Annotated in this window: 13 protein-coding genes and 1 pseudogene; 2 read left to right on the forward strand and 12 right to left on the reverse strand. The window is 48.7% G+C overall.

Going from position 1 to position 17,882, the window contains the following annotated elements:
* The first annotated feature begins 4 nt into the window (after positions 1-4).
* A complete protein-coding gene (locus AC56KZ_RS18565; RefSeq protein ID WP_497163663.1) occupies positions 5-565 on the forward strand; it encodes a sugar transferase in 561 nt (186 codons plus the stop codon).
* A 262-nt stretch (positions 566-827) separates the two neighbouring features.
* The gene (locus tag AC56KZ_RS18570; RefSeq protein WP_497163664.1) at positions 828-1,712 is read left to right on the forward strand and encodes an SDR family oxidoreductase; all 885 of its coding nucleotides are present in this window, start codon (positions 828-830) and stop codon (positions 1,710-1,712) included.
* A 312-nt stretch (positions 1,713-2,024) separates the two neighbouring features.
* Here AC56KZ_RS18570 and AC56KZ_RS18575 read toward each other — a convergent pair whose 3' ends face one another.
* The 12 genes and pseudogenes from AC56KZ_RS18575 to AC56KZ_RS18630 form a co-directional block, all read right to left on the reverse strand.
* Complete coding sequence (locus AC56KZ_RS18575) at positions 2,025-2,972, reverse strand: DUF1565 domain-containing protein (RefSeq protein WP_497163665.1); 948 nt, start codon at positions 2,970-2,972, stop codon at positions 2,025-2,027.
* A 176-nt stretch (positions 2,973-3,148) separates the two neighbouring features.
* Complete coding sequence (locus AC56KZ_RS18580; protein WP_497163666.1) at positions 3,149-4,321, reverse strand: N-acetyl sugar amidotransferase; 1,173 nt, start codon at positions 4,319-4,321, stop codon at positions 3,149-3,151.
* Positions 4,318-5,076: an AglZ/HisF2 family acetamidino modification protein gene (locus AC56KZ_RS18585; protein ID WP_497163667.1), complete on the reverse strand. Its 759-nt coding sequence runs from the start codon at positions 5,074-5,076 to the stop codon at positions 4,318-4,320. The genes AC56KZ_RS18580 and AC56KZ_RS18585 overlap by 4 nt, the downstream gene beginning before the upstream one ends.
* Positions 5,076-5,687: an imidazole glycerol phosphate synthase subunit HisH gene (gene hisH, locus AC56KZ_RS18590; RefSeq protein ID WP_497163668.1), complete on the reverse strand. Its 612-nt coding sequence runs from the start codon at positions 5,685-5,687 to the stop codon at positions 5,076-5,078. The genes AC56KZ_RS18585 and hisH overlap by 1 nt, the downstream gene beginning before the upstream one ends.
* Positions 5,671-6,855, reverse strand: coding sequence for a glycosyltransferase (locus AC56KZ_RS18595; protein WP_497163669.1), 1,185 nt, complete (start codon positions 6,853-6,855; stop codon positions 5,671-5,673). The genes hisH and AC56KZ_RS18595 overlap by 17 nt, the downstream gene beginning before the upstream one ends.
* The gene (locus tag AC56KZ_RS18600) at positions 6,852-8,081 is read right to left on the reverse strand and encodes an O-antigen ligase family protein (protein ID WP_497163670.1); all 1,230 of its coding nucleotides are present in this window, start codon (positions 8,079-8,081) and stop codon (positions 6,852-6,854) included. Before AC56KZ_RS18600 ends, AC56KZ_RS18595 begins: the two co-directional genes overlap by 4 nt.
* Before the next feature lie 354 nt (positions 8,082-8,435).
* Entirely contained in the window at positions 8,436-9,482 is a 1,047-nt protein-coding gene (locus AC56KZ_RS18605; RefSeq protein ID WP_497163671.1) for a GNAT family N-acetyltransferase, read from the reverse strand.
* A gap of 295 nt (positions 9,483-9,777) precedes the next feature.
* The gene (locus AC56KZ_RS18610; protein WP_497163687.1) at positions 9,778-10,347 is read right to left on the reverse strand and encodes a hypothetical protein; all 570 of its coding nucleotides are present in this window, start codon (positions 10,345-10,347) and stop codon (positions 9,778-9,780) included.
* 225 nt (positions 10,348-10,572) lie between these two features.
* Positions 10,573-11,214: pseudogene (locus tag AC56KZ_RS18615) on the reverse strand (tyrosinase family protein); the annotation flags it as partial.
* A 1,099-nt stretch (positions 11,215-12,313) separates the two neighbouring features.
* Positions 12,314-13,672 (reverse strand): polysaccharide deacetylase family protein, encoded by a 1,359-nt coding sequence (locus tag AC56KZ_RS18620; RefSeq protein ID WP_497163672.1) that lies wholly within the window; start codon positions 13,670-13,672, stop codon positions 12,314-12,316.
* Between the two features lie 774 nt (positions 13,673-14,446).
* Positions 14,447-15,475, reverse strand: a complete 1,029-nt coding sequence (locus AC56KZ_RS18625; protein WP_497163673.1) for a GNAT family N-acetyltransferase — start codon at positions 15,473-15,475, stop codon at positions 14,447-14,449.
* 40 nt (positions 15,476-15,515) lie between these two features.
* Positions 15,516-16,790: a lipopolysaccharide biosynthesis protein gene (locus tag AC56KZ_RS18630; RefSeq protein ID WP_497163674.1), complete on the reverse strand. Its 1,275-nt coding sequence runs from the start codon at positions 16,788-16,790 to the stop codon at positions 15,516-15,518.
* Positions 16,791-17,882 lie beyond the last annotated feature (1,092 nt).

Here is a 17,882-nt window from a genome sequence, read left to right on the forward strand (position 1 = left end):
ATAAATGAAACGCTTTCTCGACTTATCTTTAGGATTGGCTGCTACAGCTATCCTAATTTTACCATTCCTTATCATTGCCATACTCGTAAAGATCAGCTCGGCAGGTCCAATCATATTTTGGTCAGAACGGGTGGGGCGAGACAACGTTATTTTCTCAATGCCAAAGTTACGCACTATGCACGTGGGCACACAAGTCGTCGCTACTCACCTATTGCAAAATCCTCGTCAATGCATTACTCCAATTGGGCGTTTTCTTCGATACTTGAGTCTGGACGAGCTGCCTCAGTTGTGGTGCATATTGCGCGGTGACATGAGCGTCGTTGGACCGCGGCCTGCCCTATTCAACCAATACAATCTCATCGAGCTACGCACACGTCACGGCATTCACCTAGTTCGTCCTGGCCTCACCGGTTGGGCACAAGTTAATGGCCGCGACGCGTTATCAATACCAGAAAAAGTTAATCTCGACCTTTATTATGTACGGCACCAATCACTAGCGTTCGATATAAAAGTAATCGTCCTTACATTCTTCAACGTGATTCGCCGCGATGACATCGCTCATTGAGATTTGTCGCTCCCTGGAGAGATCACAAAAAAATGGACCAGTCATATCAAACTCTCAACAGCAAGCCGCTTTGCCGTTTTAACGATATAGCCCAATCAAGCGGGTCATCAAGAGTCACGTGTTCAATAGTTGCTGCTATTTTGTACAGAGAAATTTTTTCTATAGCTACGCCCAAAGTCGTAGACATTCCTCAAAGAACTAAGCCTGTACTATCGGCTACGTCTTTGCGACCTTATTTTTTTGGCATAAAACGGGAGGGTCTATGAATACAATTGCCGTTATCGGGGCGACCGGTGAAGTTGGGTTTAGGTTAATTAGATCCTTACACTCATCATATAGGATAATTGCCATCGTTCGAGACCCATGCAAGCGTAATTTTAGTCGCTACCCAAACGTTGAATTGCGCGAAGTTAGCGATATATCAGATGTGGACGGCTTGGCGCAATCCCTAGAAAGTTGCGAAGCTATTGTCAATACCGGTTATATTTGGTTTGCACAGTCAATTCACAAAGCAATACTGAAGAGTGGGGTTCCGATTCAACACGTTCTATTCACCGGCTCAACGGGTATCTATACACATCTACCTTCAGAAAGCGCAGATAGGAAACGCGTGGCAGAGGGTTTTATAAGAAATAATTTTAGCTGCCCATGGACAATTATTCGTCCGACCATGATTTATGGCCACAAAAACGATCGAAATATCTCGAGGCTGATTAAGGCACTTGCTCGATATCCCGTACTGCCCTTAGTCGGCAATGGAAGTGGCCTGATTCAGCCGGTACTTATACACGATCTTGTAAAAGCCTATCAAATAGCATTAATGAATTCTAAGTTCTATAACAAATCGTATGACATCGGCGGCGGAAAAGCATATTCAAATCGAGAATTAATTTCCGTAGCAGCCTCGAGCCTAGGCCGACACACGAAGTTGATTCCTATTCCTACAACGATAGTTCGCAGCGGAGTAGCTTTGCTGTCAATGTTGAGGAAAAGTCCTTTCTCACAAGAGCAAGTGCAGCGCTTTCAAGAGGACAAAGATATTGACCTCAGCCAGTTTGTCGCAGATTTCGACTATATACCTCGTAATCTCGAGCAAGGAATCCGGTTTTTAATCCGGGACCTGAAAGCGAACGGATTGCTTCGATGAGATCAGCCTGCACTACCGATGCAATATGACGGCCAGTAGGTATTGAGCGACCGATTTGGCAGTTAATAATTCTGTGACACAGTGTTCGATTTACTAGATTTCGAACTGGGGTATGCGAACCTTCAGTCAATACTATTGCTAAACTAAAAATTTCCACATATCAGTGTGTCAGCCTGCGCGCCCTGCTCTCCACTCGCTAACGGCGTCGCGCCCCAAGGTTGTTAGCGCGACGCAGAGCTGTTCCTGTCGTTAAAAGATCGATCATACCGAAGCGCAGCGGTTAGCAATTCGTACTCACTGAATTGATCCAATCTATTTCATATTACATCGGTCTTGTGGTGTTAATGGCCGGGCAAGGTCAAAGTTAATCCGATTGGCAAACACCAGATTGTTGGCCACGCTGTTGCCCACGTCCTCAGATGTGATGGGACCCTGAATGCCGCCACCGTTTGCGTAGATGATGTTGTTGTGTACTTTAATTCCGCGAGTAGGGCAGCCATTGTTATAGGCTTCCTTGCAGCCCCCGTACCTGACACCATATCCAGAGTTTCCGAACAGTGTATTGTTCATGATTAGGGTGTTGTTGTCGTCATGCCCTAAGTTGATGCCCTGGCTGGTTGCATAGACAATGTTGTTCGTAATAGTTCCCGACGAATTGTGGTAGATCCCCTGAATGTATCCACAACCGCCGCCAACATTGTGGACTTTGTTACCCACGATGCTATAGTTGGAGTACGTCTTACCACGGCTCTGGTCGGTGACAATACCGCCTCCGCCCCGGTTATCACAACCAGATGCGGTGGCAACATGATGAATCCAACTCCCTCTGACAGATGAATTGCCACCGGTCATTGCGATACCGATACGTACGCTTGTACTACCCGCGCCGTCGACTTGGAAACCTTCGACATCCGTATATCCGCCTCTAACACTCCACATTGTGTAGGCGCCAGCAACGGGTTTAAGCACGGCGCCATGTTTAATTGTTGAAACAAAGCGGATACGCGCACTTGCCGTACCGCTAACGGTGGAAGTAACGGTCTCGACGTACAAACCAGTTGCGACGTGCACCGTCGTCCCCGGCCTAGCTAGGTTAGCGGCGCGCTGGATGGTACGAAGCGGCGCGCTTTTTGACGTGCCCAGGTTCGTGTCGTTGCCCAGTGTTGAAACATACAAGGTTGTTGCGCCCGCGCTCGCGCTGAACAGAGAAACGGAATTCGCGATGACGAGTGCTACAGACCTTAATGGCTGAATTTTCAAACGAATTCCTTTAAACGAACTAACCGAAATCGCTCGAGAATGTCACTAATCTCGCTCGCATGCAATGATCGGCATGTAGACGCCCTGAGCAGCGCTTGCCATGGCAACGCTAAAACATCAACCCGGCCACTTATGTCCTATGTGCATCTAAAATTAAGTATGCTTGATTTCCATAGTTAGCATGGGTACAGACGGTATTTGCGCATCCAATTGACGGTACTACGCATCCATTGCACCGGCGCATACAAATTGCGGTAATCACGAAATGATTTATTCGGCACACGCATGATTTCTTGGAACTGCTGGGGAGATAGTTGTAATTTTTTCGACACGTAGGCTAAATCTTGCTGCTGTAAGTCTTCGGCATACGGAGGTAGTTTGATTTGTGCTAACGCTTGCTCGCGGCTTAGCTGGCCAGCATTGATCAGGTCCGAAAGGTGCCCGTATCGCTTGTCGATCTGAAATTTGCGCGGCAATACGTATCCTTGGAAAAATCGTGTATAGATTGATTCATGATGCTTTCCTCCGTAGTCCCTCCACCCCAACTGGTTGCATAGTAAATCCATAGCTTTTTGTTTGTCGTAATTAACGTAATTCAAGATTGAAACGATACGTACTCGACGGACGACGTTAGCATAGAATAAATAAAGAAGATTGAAATGTGGATAAGTCTTAAGTTTCACATTTCCGAAACGGTCATGCATATCTTTTATATACCGCCAGTCCGAATGTCCATACGACCAGCTTGGAACATTGATTGACTCAGTGGCAAAATTCATCCCTGAAATAATGTATTTGATACCTCGTGAAACTGCTTCTTTCCAAAGCAATGCGTTAATCGCGTGATCGGTAGGGATTTCTCCGTCCGGCGTGGCCCCCTTAAGGAAAGCCAGCTGCAAGTCTCGAAATTCTTCCCAATCAACAACATAAGTGTGCAAATCGATGCCAATTTTGCAAAGCACGCGTTCAATGTTCTTCGTGGCAAGCTCGGAATTCCAGCCGTTATCGAAATGTACCGCTAGAGGGCGTAAGCCTTGCTCCTTCACAAGCCAGGCTACGTAGGTACTGTCTACGCCACCGCTCACACCGATGATACAGTCGTACTCCCGGCCTCGGCCCGCACGCTTAATGCGATCGACGAGCGTATGCAATGCGTCTTTACCGAGATCACCCTTCAGGTGACGCGCGCTAACTAGTCTGTCATAGCGCATACAGTGGCAACACAAGCCCTCATCATTAAAGGCAATACCAGAGTCGGCAACGCTATCCATAATGCAACGAGTGCACGCCTTATACGATGCTTTGCCTGGCGCTGTCGAGTGATGGAAGTCGTGCGTGAGGAGCGTCATGTGAAAACCCTTTCAAGTTCTTCGTACTCTGGATAAGTGATCAACACCGCCTTGTGCCTGCCGTGGAATACGAACATGCTACCGGCTGCCAAGCCGGATGCTCCGGCACTGACAGCCTCGCGAAAATGCGGAAGGACAGCCGCTCCGCCGGCGGATACTACTGGAATCGACACCGCATTACATACCTGACCAACCAGATCCAAGTCGTATCCTTGCATAGTGCCATCGCGATCGATTGCAGTTAGCAAGATTTCGCCCGCCCCGAGCTGCTCGATCTCGCGTGCATATTCGATCGGATCGCGTTGAATATCCCGCGTGCCGCCTGCTACGTGAACCGAATAATTGCCAAACCAGTTGCGTCGGACATCTATGGATACTATTACCCCTGAGCTGCCTGCAAGAGATGCTGCTTCAGATACCAGATGCGGCTGGTCGGCCGCAGCGGTGTTGAGTACGACCTTTTCGACTCCAAGCCCATATAGACGCTTAATGTGTTCAATGTTGGAAATACCGCCACCGTAGGCAAACGGCATGAATGCTTCGCTCGCAATGTCAGCCAACAAATCGAAATCCGGCGCGCTGCGATTACCGCCATTTCCAATATTAAGAAATACTAGCTCATCAACTTCTTTCTCATTGAATATTCTTACTGCGTTGATCGGGTCCCCGATGTAACGCGCATTTTTGAACTTTACTGTTTTGACTAGTCCTCCATTACGCATTAGTAGGCAAGGAATCACGCGCGCATGCAACATCACAACCTCGCAAAGTTATGTAATAGTGCCATTCCAAACCGGTGGCTCTTTTCCGGATGAAACTGTACGCCATACACGTTGTCGCGCTGGACCATTGCGACGAATTCGTCGCCGTGACCAGCCGCTGCTACCACATCGTACGGATCGTTACATACTAAACTGTACGAATGACAGAAATAGAAGCGAGACTTGAAGTCAAGTGAATGCAGTAATGCGCTCTCGCGCCGGGGTGTGAGTAGACTCCAACCCATGTGCGGTACCCTAAGCACGCTGCCCGGCGGGAAGCGGAAGCGTATAGCTTCCGCATCAATAAGACCTAGACCTTCAGCGCTCCCCTCTTCGCTACGTCGTCCAAGCATTTGCATACCCAGACATACGCCCAGAAGTGGCACTTTGTCCACGAGAACCCTAGCTCGCAGCGGTTCGATAAGATCCTGCCTACGTAGCGCGGCAATGCCGCTGTCAAATGCCCCAACACCTGGAAGAAGAATTTTCTCGGCGTTACTTAACTCTTCAGGAGTGGAGATTAGACGCGCCTGTGCGCCGATTCTGTGCAACATGTTAAGCATCGAACCAAGGTTACTGACGCCATAATCAATGACAGAGATCATTATGCTTTTCCTGTTGATCACTAAACTGCGGTCCGAACGCAGAAATTTTGAGTACATCCTCGTAGGCAGCTTTCATCTTCTTTTCCTGCGCTTCCCAACAATACTCCTTAGCGGTGCGGGCTAGAGCGACCTGTAACGCGGTTCGATCCCGCGATAGTAACGTCAGAACGCTCTGGCGAATTGCTAATGGCGTTGTATCCCGTGCTACCTCACCAATGCCATGGGTCCTTACGAAATCGCTCTGCTCCCTGGTTGGGGACACGATTACAGGCTTATTTGCCATAACGTATTCGAACAGCTTATTGGGCATGCAATAATCATAACTAAGCGATGTAGATTCGATCATGGACAGACCGAAGTCAGCAGCTGCTGTATAGTCAAGCAAGCAATCGGGTGAGACAGCGGGCTGATAATGGATATTTTTATGGCGTTGAACCTCTTCTGTAAGCCAGCCAACAAGGGCTCCGTACCCCATTACGACCAGCACTGCCCGTCCGCCCAGAGCTGAGAAAGCTTCGACTAAATTAGGTATTCCCCGACCTGCCCCAATCACACCTTGGTAAAGAAAGATTGGAACATCGTTCGCTACAGCAAATTTTTTACGGAAGTAATCATTTGACTTAACTTCACGGTGCAGCGGACAGTTGAAAAGCACTGTGGTGTTTACCAGACCATACTCACGGACGTACCACTGTTCAATCGCGCGGCTGACGAAAATGCAGTGGTCCACATATCGGATTAGCACGCGTTCTGCATGCTTGGTAAGCAATTGACGTACGCCAGCAAGACCATTGGTTTCGGTCTCAAGCTCATGCGCGTCGTACACGAGCTTGGCGCCAGTCTTCCGCGCTAACACAACTCCGGCCGGCAGTGTCGCCACGCTGTGGCAATTAATGCACCCAACGTTTTCGTTTCGGTAACGCCGATAAAGCGCGCGGCTCCAAACGAAGGTAGACCCTACCTTGCCGAGCAGCCCCTCAGCGCCGCGTCCACCGATACGTACAATGCGAATGCCAGTGACGACGTCCTCTATGGTTGAAAGTCCATCCTGTCCCGTACCAATTAGATCGATTCGTTCAAACAGCGATAGTGCCAATAGCGAACCTGCTTCACGCAAGATCCTACTTTCGTTCAAGAATGCTGATGGATACAAATGAACGTTAATCATGTGCCATCCTCCTGTGATCCCCGACCAGGTTTAATATGTCGATCGCGGCTTCGATAGTTTGCGTAGGCGCCCATCGCTGCGCCGACAAACATGTCGTTAAATGTCTTAGCAAACAGTAGAAAGAACAGTGCCATGCAAATCAAAGACCAGGCGAGTAGAAACTGACTAGACCGGGATTTCTCACGCCAGCCTAAGATACACAGCGTCGCAATCGCATACGCAAGCATCAACAACATATACGCAAACCCAAATACCCCAAGGTCTACCCAAACCGACAAAATGTTATGGGCGTATCCGCCCGGTGCATAGCTAGCGTAGCTCCCCAGTAATGGGCGTTCGGCGATCGTTTGTACTGCTATCCAGGTAAGGTCATACCTACTTCTCGCTGATTCCGAACGTGACAAATCGAAAAGCTCCCACACTCTATTTTCGGGGAAATAACCCGTCACAATCTGCGGACCGAAAAAAACTACAATCGACACCAAAACCAGGATGCACACAACGCGCAGCGCATTATTCGCATGGTACACCTCGATTACAGGTAACAGCAGGATGACTGCAACCAACTCACTACGTGCGCCATTCAAGAACATCGATACGATTGCGATCAGATATAATCCGAGTCGTAGTGTGGCCGACTTGGTGAAGCAAATCACTGCTGCAAAAGTCAGCGCGTAGGAGCGGGCGAATCCTTGATACGTTGCAACGCTCTCTTGACTTTTAGCAGAGCCGAGCTGCCCGGGTTGGAAAGTTCCCCCTTGAGAAAACAGAAAAATAGTAGCCGACATCACCGTAAGAGAAAGCAGCGTAAAGAAATTTACTTTTTGTCTGGAAAAGTCGATATATTTAAAGACGAGGTAAATATTGACGAAATATAGGATGGACAAAAGGTGCGCTTTAACGGTGACGGTGTTTGCACCAAATACAGCATTTGTAGTAACGATGAGCAAGAAATAGGCAAGAAAAAATCCAAAATACAGGTCGACGCGAGAGACTCTATATTTAGCAGCTCGTACAAAAACGCAGTACTTGTAAATAAGTGGAAACAAGAGCACGATCGAAACAACAGAAAAATATCCGCCTAAAAGCGCCGGGAGCGTACCGACGGCAATTAGAGTGTGATAGAAAAAAAACCCCGGAAAAAGCAGAAAGAACGCAAGCGACGCCACACTCGTCGTCTGGCGTACTTTCCCAGCGCTATGTCCTTGAATGTAATCTGTATGCATGGCCCGACTCGTCATCGATTGGGAATAGACAGCGGCGAACTGCTGCCCTTCAGATAATATAAAATTATGGGAGAGCAGCGTTTAGTTGCCGGCAATAAAAATCCCAGGGCGCGCATGGCCCGAAATAACAAACGCGCGGTGTTACTGATACGCAATACAAAGTCTAGTATAAAGAGCGTTATGCCCTTTGTATTAACAGATAACGTATAATGGATCGTTGGCATCTTAGCGTGCTTCTGGAGCCAAAATTTGAATGTTCCTAAGTGAACTAGTCTGATAATCCGTGCAGGTCTCAGGTCGGGAGCAAAGGAATAAGGAAAAAAACCGTTCCTCCACGATAAGGCGGCAATAACATCACTTTGTCCCGATGAGGGCAGTAATGCCCTTCCGTATCAAGAGTAGACGTGATTGTGTTTTGCTAACGTGGGAATACGGCACATGCTGTCCTCCGAATGAACGAATGTAGCGCTCGACCGGTTGAAGCATGGAACCGCAAAAGTTATACTGTCGGGTAACGCTTGCAGCTTGAAGAATAGTCGACCAAAGACAGTAGCTATTTGCCCCGCTTTGTCGGTACTCAGGATCCAAGCCGGAAATCAGTCCGTAGGCACTTTGTTGGTCCCAAACGTAGTAATAGCCGGAAAGCGGGATTCCATTAGCGCCCACCGCTACAAGCAATTTTCCGCAGCCTCTATCGGTGCATGCAGTATAAATTCGGCGCACTAAGTCATCCGGGTAGGGAGGTACAAGGCCCTGCCGCTTAAATGTCTTACGGTTAAGTTCTAAAAGCACATCGACAGGCAAATCATCACGCAGCTGAAATTGCTGCTCTCCCTCGACTCTACGAAATGCTTGCCGTAATTTGCTGTCCAAGCCACACCATAGTTTTTCAGCGCTCGAAAGATCCTGCAGAATATACGTGTAATAAATTGTTTGTTTGAAGCCATTCCAAAAAAAGGGCTGCCAGTTCCTTATATTAGGATGCCAGGTCTGTGCAAAGTGGTCGAAAGAAGGTAATTGATCGATAAGCGCCTGCATAAGCTCGAACTCGTTGCTAACCTGTGCTGCAGGCTTACCATCGGTGCTTCGCAGCCACGGTCCCAAGATCGGCGTCAAAGCGGATTGGGTCAAAATTTTCATACCCCAACGGCTACGTATGATATAAGGCATCGCCGCAAAGATCTTTGTGCCTTTTTTAACAAGCGCAACGTCCCATGCATCAGGACCGACAACTGCGTCCAGCCACCAATCGCGAGAAAATAGCGGCAATGTGTTTTCCTGATCGCAAAAGTCTCTGTATTCGTCCTTCGCGGATTTAGCGCCGCCTATGTTCGGCCGTTTCCCAGATGAGTCAGAGCTTGCGATACCTGAGCCAGTAAAATCTTCGATTGGCGCACTCACGATAATCCTTTATTTAAGGCAAGACATTTCGATATCGAGTATGCGTGCACCATAACTGACAATATAATTACTGATTGGTAGCGCGAATATTTCCAGTGGCGATTGCAGTTGATTATGCGAATGTCCGCGATAGCTCGGAAGGCCCAGATTCAGAGTCGCCTTTAACACGATGAGACCATCATCTTCGTTCGACTTTGCTTGAGGGCATCTCCGTATTAAATAGGATTGCAATCCTGTTTCAATTGATCAAACCAGCAAGCGATCATACAAACTCCGCCCGCGCGCAGCAACAGTATTAATCGATGGAATCCGAAGAAATTTCCACACGGACCTCGCCAAGACCGATGACGGGTTCTTTAGGACTATTATCCCCACTAACTCGCACAAACGAGACAGACATCATACCGATTCCGGTAGCCGATGCGCTCGACAATGCTTGGCTGATCAGATATCGCAATTTTGGACGGCCGTTTCCATGATGGTTAGCGGCGTTGATTTCAAACGGTCCGAGTGAGCCAAGGTAGAACGTACTCGGATTAACCGATGCACTCTTCGATGAGGGAATGTTCAAATACAATCGATAGAAGTACCCTCCAGCTTGTCCGATCTGCGCAATCTCGACATTATCAAGGACAATGTACACTGCCCGGTATGCTTTCTGATCACCCGGGATGATGGTTGGTTTACCGGCCGCAATCTGCGTTAATACTCGGCTGTGTTCGGAGTTAATCGGAAGCTGCACGCTTATAGATTTTTGTTCGAGGCCTACATTGAGTGCCCCACCGACGGAGAATGTTAGCTCGCCCGTTTTACGAGGTGCTGATATTTGGAAGGAGCCTACAGGGGGAAGAGCTCCTGGCAGCATGTCAGACGTTGCTTGCACACGCAGAATCTTCGGACTGCCCAATTGTGCTAGCGGTAATCTGGTTGGAAAAGTCTCATTTGCATATTTGTATCCTAAGGAGCTACTAGTATTGTACGTGTGGGTTCTCAAAGTTGTCAGCGTACTATTATAGGTATGTCTTCCAGACCAATACCGGTTGGATATTGCCGGCATCGTCCGACCGGCACCGGCATTAACCCAAGCGACCCATAGCCTGTCAATGTTGGCATGGTGAAGCCAAAAAATAGGGTCGACAGGAGACTGCAAAGTAGCCATTGCGTTTCCGATTATATTATGTAGCTGGTTATGTGGCGCGCCCTCGATGTTCGGCTCAAACGCGTAGCTCTTTCCAGTCTGGAAATTAGTAAGGCTTGATCCAAAGGGCGCCATTGTTAGCGCCGGCCTTACGTTCGTGTTGACTCTTTCGACATACAGAGGATTTCCGCTCGTTGGATTGGTGAACTCGGCGGGCAAGGTTGCGTATGAGTAGTAATCCCAATATGGGAGTATAAGTTGAGTATCGCCTGAAACTGCCCGTAGTTGACGCTCGAAGTGGAATAGATAGCCCCGGTGCCAAGCCAAGAAATACGCGACACCGTGTGGGCAGCTGTTACGATGAATGCTAGTCCAATAAGACCAGCTATTCGGATCCGCAGAATTCGAATTCGACTTCATCAGACTAATTGCTTTCAGCAAGGAGTCGTAACGGGGCGTTGTTTTAAATGCCTGCCATTCTGGACGGATCTTTAAGGTGGTTTGCCCCATAACACCAAGCGGAAGGGTAGATGCCCCGATCAAAGCAGCAGAGCGGCTTATGAATGACCGCCTTCCCAAAGCTCTAACGTTCATTGCAGCCTCCTTGGCAATTAGTTGTAGAAATTCAACAGGTGCGGTGATCTATTTTAACTTTTACCTGCGGAAATCGATCATTCACGTAGCGGTGATGAAGTTGCGTATGTCGCCACTCAATGATATCGGCGAGTAGTCGTCATACTTTGACAAATCTCATACATTGAGCCGGTTTCCAGAGCGAAGAGCACGTCTTACAAAATTTCGTCTGCAACATTAAGGTAGCGTCGGGAGGAGCTCACACCGCTCCTATAGGATGTCCCTAACCAATCTTCTGGAACAGCGGTACGAGTTTCTTCACCATCGTTGGGAAAGCACACGCTCAACGATCTGTAATTTCCAGGAGATCGCGATCTGAATTGTTGGGTAATCCTGTGTGCTCATCTAACGCTGGCCGCCGCTAAGCTATCAAACGGAGCAATGTATAACGCATGCGGTTGAGTTAAGATTCAGACTTGCTAATGCGCGCCGCTGACAGATGCTCGGCATACTGTTCAGAAACCAGTCTAGGCGCCACTAAATAGGCCGGCTAATTACAGATCACGCTTGTGTAGCGTTTGCGTTGGCGTGTTGTTCGTCTAACTTTTTGCTACTTGCGAGAGTGTAATTTTCCTGACCAGCGACTGATGACAGAGTCCTAGAAAGGTCGCTCTTGCTACGGCGATATCGGCTGGCAGCTCATCTTCATTGCCGCAGTTCCTCCCCTAACTGGATGTTATGTCGCAAGAAATCTGTGGTGCGAGAGTGCTGGGAACGTTGTCCAATAAGGCTAAGTTACTACGCGGGTACAGCGCGTGCGCCGCGCGTTTCCCGCGACATAGAACGCGACGTCGCGAGCCGTTAGCCTATGGCTGGGAAGCTGTGACCCGTCCGAATTAGATTGATAACAAGCGCGTCATGATCGTGTGTAAAACATAGGTTACAAGGTCCCCCATTTTATGGCTCACGGCTAACACTCGGTATCAACTTTTTTTAGGGTCATGAGCATTAAAACGGATAACTAGATGAAGATCAGTTTCTGATGTGAAGAGATACAGCACTGGAGAAATATGCGACTTAATTGACGCGCGGTACAACCACAGTATCGGGGGTCCATACCTTAGGTAATTAGATCGAGATATATTTCGCGATCAGTTTCGCTTACGAACGAAGAGTTATGCCATAGCAGTGTAAAGTCGCCGTCAAACTGGTGGCAGATATACTTGTATCGCTTCATTGCGGAGAGCGCCGCCTCACCGTGGCCCAGTCCCATATTAGCCTTGTCGATGACTGCATTTTCCATTACGATCAGGGGTCGCTGCTTCACCGCTAGCGGACGACGGTCAACTAGATCGTACATCGAATACTCATGACACGTTCCGGCTCGGAATCCTGCAACCGTTGGGTAGGAAAGAGTGCTGTCGTAGCTCAGTTCGTTTGCAGCCCACAATTGCGCAGTAGCGGCTACATCCCAGCGCAAGTAATGCTGTCGACCGCCCAGTTCGTCCTGATATATGCCTTCACTGTCCAGCGCACGTCGTAGCTTGACTACCGAGCGGGCGAATGCCCGCGGATCACGGTAGGTGTTATATCCTGGGTGAATGCCTACTAAGTGCCCGCGTTTAGATATGGTACGCAGCAAACGGCGCATTCGGATGTCATCAATGCTTGGCGCATTGTCCCTAGTGACGTCAGTACGCTCCGGTATAAAGTTAAACGTAACTTGGTTGCCTGCCTTTTCGTTCACGTTCATGATCCAGTCGAGTGCGCTCCAGTAAGGATCGCGATCCCTGTTCCCGCATTTTACCGCCAAATAATTGCCAATGCTCGCGGCGACGGCACTAAGCGATCGCTCACGACATGCACGACCAAGCAGCCTCCTCCCGAGTCGGGATATGGATGCACAAGCCGGATCGAACGGTAGATCAATATCGCAGCTAATTAGCTTACGCGGTAACCGACACTTTCGCTTCATCCCAGGCCAAACTACGCGCATCGCTGCCCAGAGGATATCTACATATTCGTCCACGATCGGACGGTCCAGAAAACCGAGTTGTGCCGCTGCCGACGCGTGAACCGGAAAGCGATCATGTCGGTCCCGCTCGGGCCGCACCCATTCTTCGTATCTGCTTAACATAAAAAACGCTATGCCAAATACGTCAACCGAAAGCAGCGCATTTCCCTCGGAATTAATTGAGAAGCCAGGTGAGCCAAATAGTATCGGAATGGTCGGCGCGCAAAGCCTCGATTTAAGCTTGCTCTCTGCGACAGACCAGCGAACCGATGTGGTCTCGATTCCCATTCCTCTCGAAAAAAAATCGTCCGAAAGAGAAAGCCTCTTTCCCGCCGATCTGATGTCGACAGATTCGGCTTCTGCGAAAGTTAGCTCGTACTCAAGTCCAAGAAATTGATTGAGCACGACGTCAGCAATCCATCGGCGCTCTGGGCACCAGCTATTTGAAAAAGTAACGTGCAGCATTACGCTCCTCTGTTCCAACCAGCAAATCGTCTCACGGTTGCACTTCAAGGCGACGATGCTTATGAATGCTGGTCAATCCTTCGAACAAACTTATTGAAATATAACAAAACGAGACATCGGGGCGCTTAGATTTTCACTAATTACGTAAAAAAGGATGAAAGAAACGAATTGTTAATGGGCGACCGCCGAATCTTTTTTTGCCTATAGAATTGGTGCTCGTGCTTTGCTGCTGAGTCCTGCCGATAATATTGAACAATCACAACATTCGATCATTGTTGGAGTAAAGGCCGTATTTGAAGCCGCTCGGGCGGATGGCTGCCCGTTACTGATATTCCGAGGCCAAGTTCGGCTTAACCGAGCACCACGCTACATTCGTCGATCAAGGCTTACATAAGCCAGCCTCCTTTGTTCATCGTGAACACATTTCACTCCGAGTTGTAAGGGAGTTTCGTCCAGAAACACCGACAGTTAAGGCTGGATTACTGCTCGCGGGCACACTTGTCGCATAGAGCATATGACGCCGTCAGTGAGGTGTCCTTGTCATTATTTAGTAGCGCCACCCGCACACCGGCGAACGCCGGATGAACGATGCGAAGACAGATCCTCCGAAAGCAAAGGCGCCAACGCTCCGTGACGGAAAGGTCGCCGACAACCCCTTTGTGCAAATTTCGCATAGCTTGCTTCACGAACTCAAGGAAATGTTGACGCTAGCAAGCGTATTTACGATCAATATTTTACGAGACTCGTCATTATGTTTTTTATCGTAGGCTCGGGCTAACGGCCGCTGGCGAGTACGCCCTTAATCCCCTGGCGCAAACGAAGCAGCCTAGACGGTGTCTTAGTTATCGAAAAGACAGACGTTTGCTCTGCCCCGAAGCTGCGCACGTAAGGCTCAATTGAAGGATTCATATTTCCAAGAAAATCGTACTTCGCTGCCACTGTCGAACTAAATTTAATGGCCTCCCATTGGCAGAGGCTTGGAGCGCTTGCGTGCTCGACGGCGGGACTCGAACCCTTCATCAATGCGTAGGCACAGTTGTCGTCCCAAACGGTGTACGTCCCAGCGCAAGGCCGTCCTGAATCGTCAACAACGATTTGAATTTTACGGCGATTACGCGCGACGCACGCGGCATCTAGCCGTCGTAGGCAATCGTCGGTAAAGGACTGGTGGACTCCGCGACTCTGCAGTGTCATCTTGTGCAATGCCAGGAACGCTTCCAAAGGAAAGTCCTCACGTACCTTAAAGCGACTCGCTCCATCCTTGCAGTGCTTGCGGCGGGCCGACTCAAATCGGTTCCAAACCCCGTCCAAATCATCAATTCCATACAAAACGTAAGTGTATTCTGTCGTCTGATTAAACCCGTTCCAATAAAACGGGAGCCAGTTCGAAAAACCTTTGTTCCACGTCTGATTAAAACTGTCAAAGTTAGGTAGTTGCTCGATCAACAGCTGCATCACTTTCTGCTCGTTGCTCAGTTTAGACGACGGTTTTTCGCCTTTAGGGAGTATCCATGGGCCGAGGCACGGCGTTAGAGGCGGCTGCCGAATTAAGTTCATCCCGAACCGCCGAGCGGTAGCGAAAGGCAAGGCCCCTATAACCTGTCCATTCTTTTTTACAAGTACGACATCCCAATTCTCTCGTCCCACAACGGCGTCGAGCCACCAATCTGTTGAAAAAATCGGGATCGATTTCGCAGTTTCGCAAAGACGTCGGTACTCGGATTTCTCGGGCTTGTGCTTTTCTGAGCAAGCCAGGGTAGAATGTTCCGGGTCGCTGCCGGCGAGTTTAACAGCTGCATCCATGGGATCACCTTTTTAAACAAATCGTTTAACGCTTCGTCAGTCAACACTTAGATGCAGCACCTCGTGAATCACGATCGCATGCGAACCTGTAACTAGCCCGCAAAATCACTAGATCAAATATAACGTTGATAATCACGAAAGCTATGATGTACGACTTTGCGCCAAGCGGGAAAAAGTAGTATGACACCGCTGCTATCGATAAAGACGATAACAGTCCGATATGCCAAAAACATTCGTATCGGTTTTTCTGCGCCACGATTGCAATTAAGCTTAAAGGACCAGCGATGAATCGACTATAAAACATTGGACACATCAGTTGTGCATATTCTCCAGAGATTCGCCATCTGTCTCCGAAAACCACTTCGAATAGCCCAGGCGCAACTAGGACTAGACCAATAAACGGCGGTGTCGCCATCGCGACAAGTTTTACTAAGGTCGAAAGAAATTCCTGCTTGCAATGCTCCGCGGCAAGGTATCGCTCAGTCATCTTTTGTCGAAAAACATCCCCAATCGATGCCGAAACCAATGAAACGGGCAGACCTACTACCCGTTCGGCCATCATGAAATAGCCGGCTGCAGACATGCCGAACGCAGTGTTTATAAAAACTGCAGGGAGTACGATTGAAAGCGCACTTAACGTATGAGCTGGCACTAGTAACTTGGGGCAACTCCTGTACCGTTTGGCTAGTGCCCACATCTTTCTGTGGTTGACGTCTTTCCAGAAACATTGTTCACGTCGTTGCACCATTTTCACCATCGTCACCGCCGCCAGCGCTTGTCCAAATATCATTCCTATGATCAGGCTCCCAGCGTCTGGACGTAGTAAGCCCAGGGCAAGTTGAGTCGCTGCAGTGCCGCTGCTATGTATAACCCTTCGCTGAGCCATCAGAACATACAACTTCTTGCGATTGCTCCAATAGCTCAAATTCAAGTAAATACTATTAAGCAGTACAGCTAACGGAACCAAATAAATCCATATGTACACGTCCCCGTAGCGGAATGTCCTCGATAACTGATCATTAAATCCGGATATAGCGGCGAGAAGAAATACACTTACCGCTGCACTCATTGCGACAGACAGTACAACGATATTAACGGCATCCGTGTCCTTCCGCGGCAATAGGACAGCTAATTCGTACCGACCAGTCGCGATAATTGACACGCTCGATACCGCCGCCGTAAAAATCGCTAACGCCCCAAATTGCGCTGGGGAGTAGATGCGCGATAATACCGGGGTTAAGGCCAGAGGTATCAATTGCGCAAGCCCTGTTCCGGCGATTAGAGTTATTACATTGCGGTTGAACTCGTTTTTCAAGAAGACAGCGACCGCCTTACATAGTGGGATTTGCCTCAGCATACGTATGCAGTCAGTAATTAGGAAGACTACCCCTTCCGATGGGACCCGATATCATGTCTTTCCGATCGCAGGAGATACGGTTCAACCAATACTCTCACGTTACCAACGACGGCATTTGATATTTATCAATAACTGTCTTACGATGACCCGCCGTCATTCTACGACGATTGTTCGAGAACGTAGGCCGGGGGCAACTAATGACCGCTGAGCTTCGCAGGGCACTACGATTGCTAACAGACCGGTGCTTAATTGCACTATTGACTTACCTGTTTTCTGTTACTGGTCGGCATTACATCCCTGCATTTATCACTGATCCGTACGAGTGAGCATAGGCAATAGTTGTAGACCCAGCGATTGCGTCTAAGTAAAAGTAGCTATTGTCACTGGTGAGGGAATGGTCGTAGTCGCGTGCGCGCGGCGTTTAAAAGTAGACTGATTGCGGTTGGCCCACTTGCGATCTCTCAAAGGGCGTCGTCGCACACCATGACTGCGGGAAATACTCATTAAGCTGACTGCTGAGCACATGTCATTACCTGATCTAGTGTTTGCAAAGACTATAGAGGGATACGGCTTATTAAGTAGATGAACGAATCGATAGTGCGACATAGGTATGCGCGCAACCATTGCGACGCTAGCGGAATCTGAAGCAAAATCGAATATTACTGACGCTCGGTCGTGACTGGTCGCGCGCTGTTATCAGATAATATGATTGGATATATGGCGAAGCAAGATTTTTAATAAAAGTATCTTATTCCCAGAACTGTCTATTGCAATTTTTCTGCACAGAAATTGCCCGCCAAACGTTCATGGATGCGGAAGAAGTTTCGGATGTGGCGGATGAAAAAACGTAGAACCCTCGAGCTGCTTTCCTTTATTAGCGCCAATTAACTTCCTACTGACGGCACAAGTAGAACAATCAAGCGCGCTGCGGCGGTTACAAAATTCTTTACAGAATTTTTGGAATTCGCATCGACGTCTGCGTGATTTTTGCAAATCGATTGTAACCCCGGGGTTGTTGAATTTACTGGGCGAAACGTCGTGGAAAGGATG

Source organism: Telluria sp. LT2P34 (genome assembly GCF_059685915.1).